5 protein-coding genes are annotated in these 3,522 nt (G+C 75.6%); 4 read left to right on the top strand and 1 reads right to left on the bottom strand.

Going from position 1 to position 3,522, the window contains the following annotated elements; all coding sequences use genetic code 11:
- A partial coding sequence (locus tag E1291_RS40320) for a hypothetical protein (protein ID WP_207401225.1) occupies positions 1-704 on the bottom strand: 704 nt, incomplete at its 3' end.
- Positions 705-988: 284 nt separating this feature from the next.
- Here E1291_RS40320 and rimP point away from each other — a divergent pair.
- From rimP to E1291_RS43595, 4 genes are all read left to right on the top strand, one after another.
- Complete coding sequence (gene rimP / locus E1291_RS40315; RefSeq protein ID WP_131743264.1) at positions 989-1,663, top strand: ribosome maturation factor RimP; 675 nt, start codon at positions 989-991, stop codon at positions 1,661-1,663.
- 25 nt (positions 1,664-1,688) lie between these two features.
- Positions 1,689-2,825, top strand: coding sequence for a transcription termination factor NusA (gene nusA, locus E1291_RS40310; RefSeq protein WP_131743266.1), 1,137 nt, complete (start codon positions 1,689-1,691; stop codon positions 2,823-2,825).
- 4 nt (positions 2,826-2,829) lie between these two features.
- Complete coding sequence (locus E1291_RS40305) at positions 2,830-3,132, top strand: YlxR family protein (protein WP_131743263.1); 303 nt, start codon at positions 2,830-2,832, stop codon at positions 3,130-3,132.
- A gap of 108 nt (positions 3,133-3,240) precedes the next feature.
- Positions 3,241-3,522 (top strand): translation initiation factor IF-2 N-terminal domain-containing protein (locus E1291_RS43595; protein WP_207401224.1); only part of this gene is annotated, 282 nt, incomplete at its 3' end.

Raw genomic sequence — 3,522 nt, 5'->3', positions numbered from 1 at the left:
AGGAGCTTGACGGCCACCAGGGGCGGCAGGACGCCCGGCTCGAGCGGGCGGCCGAGATAGACGACGCCCTGGCCGCCGGTGCCGATGCGGCCGAGCAGCCCGTACCCGTACACGGCCGCGTGCTCGGCGGCCAGGGCGGTCTGGAGGGCCGGGACGCGGGACGGCGCCGCGGCGCGGGTGACCGGCGGCCGGAGCGTCCCGGCGTGGCCCGCCTCGCACGCGCCGATGCTCGCCACGAGCTGGGCCAGGCCGGGGCGCATCCTGCCCGCGTCGGTGACGCGGGCCGCGGCGGCGCTCTCCTCCGCCCCGCGCAGCGCGGCGAGGACCTGCGCGCCCCCGCCGGGCAGCGGCATCGCCCGCGGCGCCGGGATCGCGCCGCCCTCGTGGCGGCGATGGCCCGAGCCCGGCACGAGGTGCCGCCTCAGCACCCGCAGATGCTCGCGATGGTGCGCCAGGACGGGGTCGAGGCGGGACGCCAGCGACGGATCGGCGGTCCGCGCGGCCTCGTAGGAGGCGACGAGGTCCTGCTCCGCCGCGATCGCGTCGGACAGCGCGGTCACGTCGCTGCGCGGCGCGGCCTCCGCCGCGCACCCGGCCAGCCAGGGCAGGGCCAGTGCGGCGACCCCGCCGAGGACGGCGCGGCGCGGTACCAGGAGCGACGGCGGCGGCACTGCCCGTGGCAGGCGCGAAACGGCCGCTGGCAAGGGCGTCTCCTCACCCGGTGGTGTGATGGTGACGGCCCGTGCCGGTCCCGGTCGCCGGACGCGGCCATCGGGCCAGCTCAAGCATTCCATATCCGCGGCGCCGCCCGCCGCGCCGGTGAGCCGTTCGAAAGGCCGCTGAGGTGTCCGGCTGTCGATAGTCTTGAGGGGTCGGCGGCTTTCAGGGGCCGGCCCCGGGGAGCCGGCGGCGAGCGAGACCCGGCACTGACGGCGCCCGCCCTTCCCGGCGGGCGGGAACGTGGAAGCACAACAGGAGGAGGGGTCCCATGAGCGTCGAGTCCCGCGGTGGCCGCGCTCAGCGGGGCCGCGACGACGCCCCGGCGCGGCCGACCCGCGAGGCGGCCGTCGCCGAGCTGACCCGGCTGCTCGCGCCCGCCGTCGCCGCGGCGGGCTTCGAGCTGGAGGAGGTCGACGTGCGGCCGGCCGGCCGGCGCCGTCTCGTCAAGATCGTCGTGGACGGCGACGGCGGGGTCGGCCTGGACGACATCGCCCGGCTGAGCGAGACGGCCTCGGGCCTGCTCGACGGGGCCGACGTCATGGGCGCCTCGCCGTACGTGCTCGAAGTGACCTCGCCGGGCGTCGACCGCCCCCTCACCGAGCCGCGGCACTGGCGCCGCGCCGCCGGCCGGCTGGTCGTCGCCCCCCTGGCCGAGGGCGGCCAGGTCGAGGGCCGGGTGGTGTCGGCCGACGACGAGGCCGTCGTGATCGACGTCGCCGTGCCGCGCCGGGGCAAGGGCTCGGGCGGCCGCGCCGCCGCGCCGCGCGTGGAGCGGCGGAGCTTCGGCCTCGCCGAGCTCGGGCGCGGCCGCGTGCAGGTGGAGTTCAAGGCCCCCGCGGCGGAGACCCGGGCGGAGGACCCGGCGGAGACCCCGGCGGGCGCCGCGGCGGAGACCGGCGACGGCGGGGCCGAGGAAACGCGTTCTCCGGCCGAGCCGGACTAGAGGGGGGAACCTCGTGGACATCGACATGGCCGCCCTGCGCGGCCTGGAGAGCGAGAAGGACATCTCGCTCGAGGTGGCCGTCAAGGCCATCGAAGACGCCCTGCTGATCGCCTACCACCGGACGGAGGGCGCGGCGCCCAAGGCCCGCGTCGAGCTGGACCGGCAGAGCGGGCACGTCACCGTCTGGGCGACCGAGACCGACGACGAGGGCGCGGCGCTGCGGGAGTACGACGACACCCCGACCGGGTTCGGCCGCATCGCGGCGACGACCGCCAAGCAGGTCATCCTGCAGCGGCTGCGCGACGCCGAGGACGAGCTGACCTTCGGCGAGTACGCCGGGCGCGAGGGCGACATCGTCAGCGGCATCATCCAGCAGGGCAAGGACCCGCGGAACGTGCTGGTCGACCTCGGCAGGATCGAGGCCGTGCTGCCGCCGCAGGAGCAGGTGCCCGGCGAGCGCTACGAGCACGGCGAGCGGCTGCGCGGCTACGTGGTGCAGGTCCGCAAGGGCCACCGCGGCCCGTCGGTGCAGCTCTCGCGCACCCACCCGAACCTCGTCCGCAAGCTGTTCGCGCTGGAGGTCCCCGAGATCGCCGACGGCACCGTGGAGATCGCCGCGATCGCCCGCGAGGCCGGTCACCGGACCAAGATCGCGGTACGCTCCCGCAAGCAGGGCGTGAACGCCAAGGGGGCCTGCATCGGCCCGCTCGGCAGCCGCGTCCGCAACGTCATGGCGGAGCTGCACGGCGAGAAGATCGACATCGTCGACTGGTCGGACGACCCGGCCGAGTTCGTCGGGAACGCGCTGTCCCCGGCCCGGGTGTCGGCCGTCGAGGTGGTGGACGCCGACGGCCGGGTCGCCCGGGTGATCGTGCCCGACTACCAGCTGTCGCTGGCCATCGGGAAGGAAGGGCAGAACGCCCGGCTCGCGGCCAGGCTGACCGGCTGGCGGATCGACATCCGTTCCGACACCGAGACGGCGGACGGCTCCGGCGGCCCGGCGGCCCCGGCCGGTCCGGGCGCCTCGGGAGGTCAGGGCGGCGCGGGCGGGACGCGGACGCAGCCGCCGCGGCCGCCGGCGAAGGGTGACGAGCCCGGCGAATCCGGATCTTCTGCGCCAGGAGAGCACGCGACAGGTCCCGCCGACGCCTCGGCGCGGTAGACTCATGAATCGTGGCCGGGCGGTTCCACGACGCACGTGCGTGGGCTGCCGGGTTCGCACGGCCAAGTCCGACTTGCTGCGCCTGGTGGTGGTCGAGGACGCCCTCGTCCCCGATCCCCGCGGGCGGCTGCCGGGACGGGGTGCTCATCTGCATCCCGACCTGGAGTGCCTCGAGCTCGCAGAGCGACGTCGGGCGTTCCCGCGGGCGTTCCGCCTGCCGGGGCCGCTCGATGGCAGCGCGCTGCGGGCGCGGCTTGCGGAGCGGGACGTGCAGCAGCAGGATGGCCGAACGGTAAGCGACGTCTAGTCGGAAGCAGGTCGAGATTGCTATGAGCGCTCGATGAGCACGCCGCGATGAGTACGGCAAGTTAGCTACGGTCCGGAGGCCGCACCCCCGGACCGAGTAGGGAGTGCAGTGGCCAAGGTCCGGGTTTACGAACTCGCCAAGGAGTTCGGTGTCGAGAGCAAGGTCGTCATGGCCAAGCTCCAGGAAATGGGCGAGTTCGTACGGTCGGCGTCCTCCACGATCGAGGCGCCCGTCGTTCGCAGGCTCACGGAAGCCTTCTCCAATTCTTCGTCCTCCAAGCAGGGGGACAGGCGCGGCGGGCCGAAGCGCCCCCAGGGCGGCCCTCGCCCGTCCGCGCCGCGCCCCGGTCCGCCCGGCGGCGGTTCCGACGCGCACGGCCCGCGCCCGCAG

Source organism: Actinomadura roseirufa (assembly GCF_900659635.1).
In the GTDB taxonomy this organism is placed as follows: Bacteria; Actinomycetota; Actinomycetes; order Streptosporangiales; family Streptosporangiaceae; genus Spirillospora; species Spirillospora roseirufa.
The sequence above is the reverse complement of the archived record's forward strand: the minus strand, read 5'-3'. Positions and strand labels throughout refer to the sequence as shown.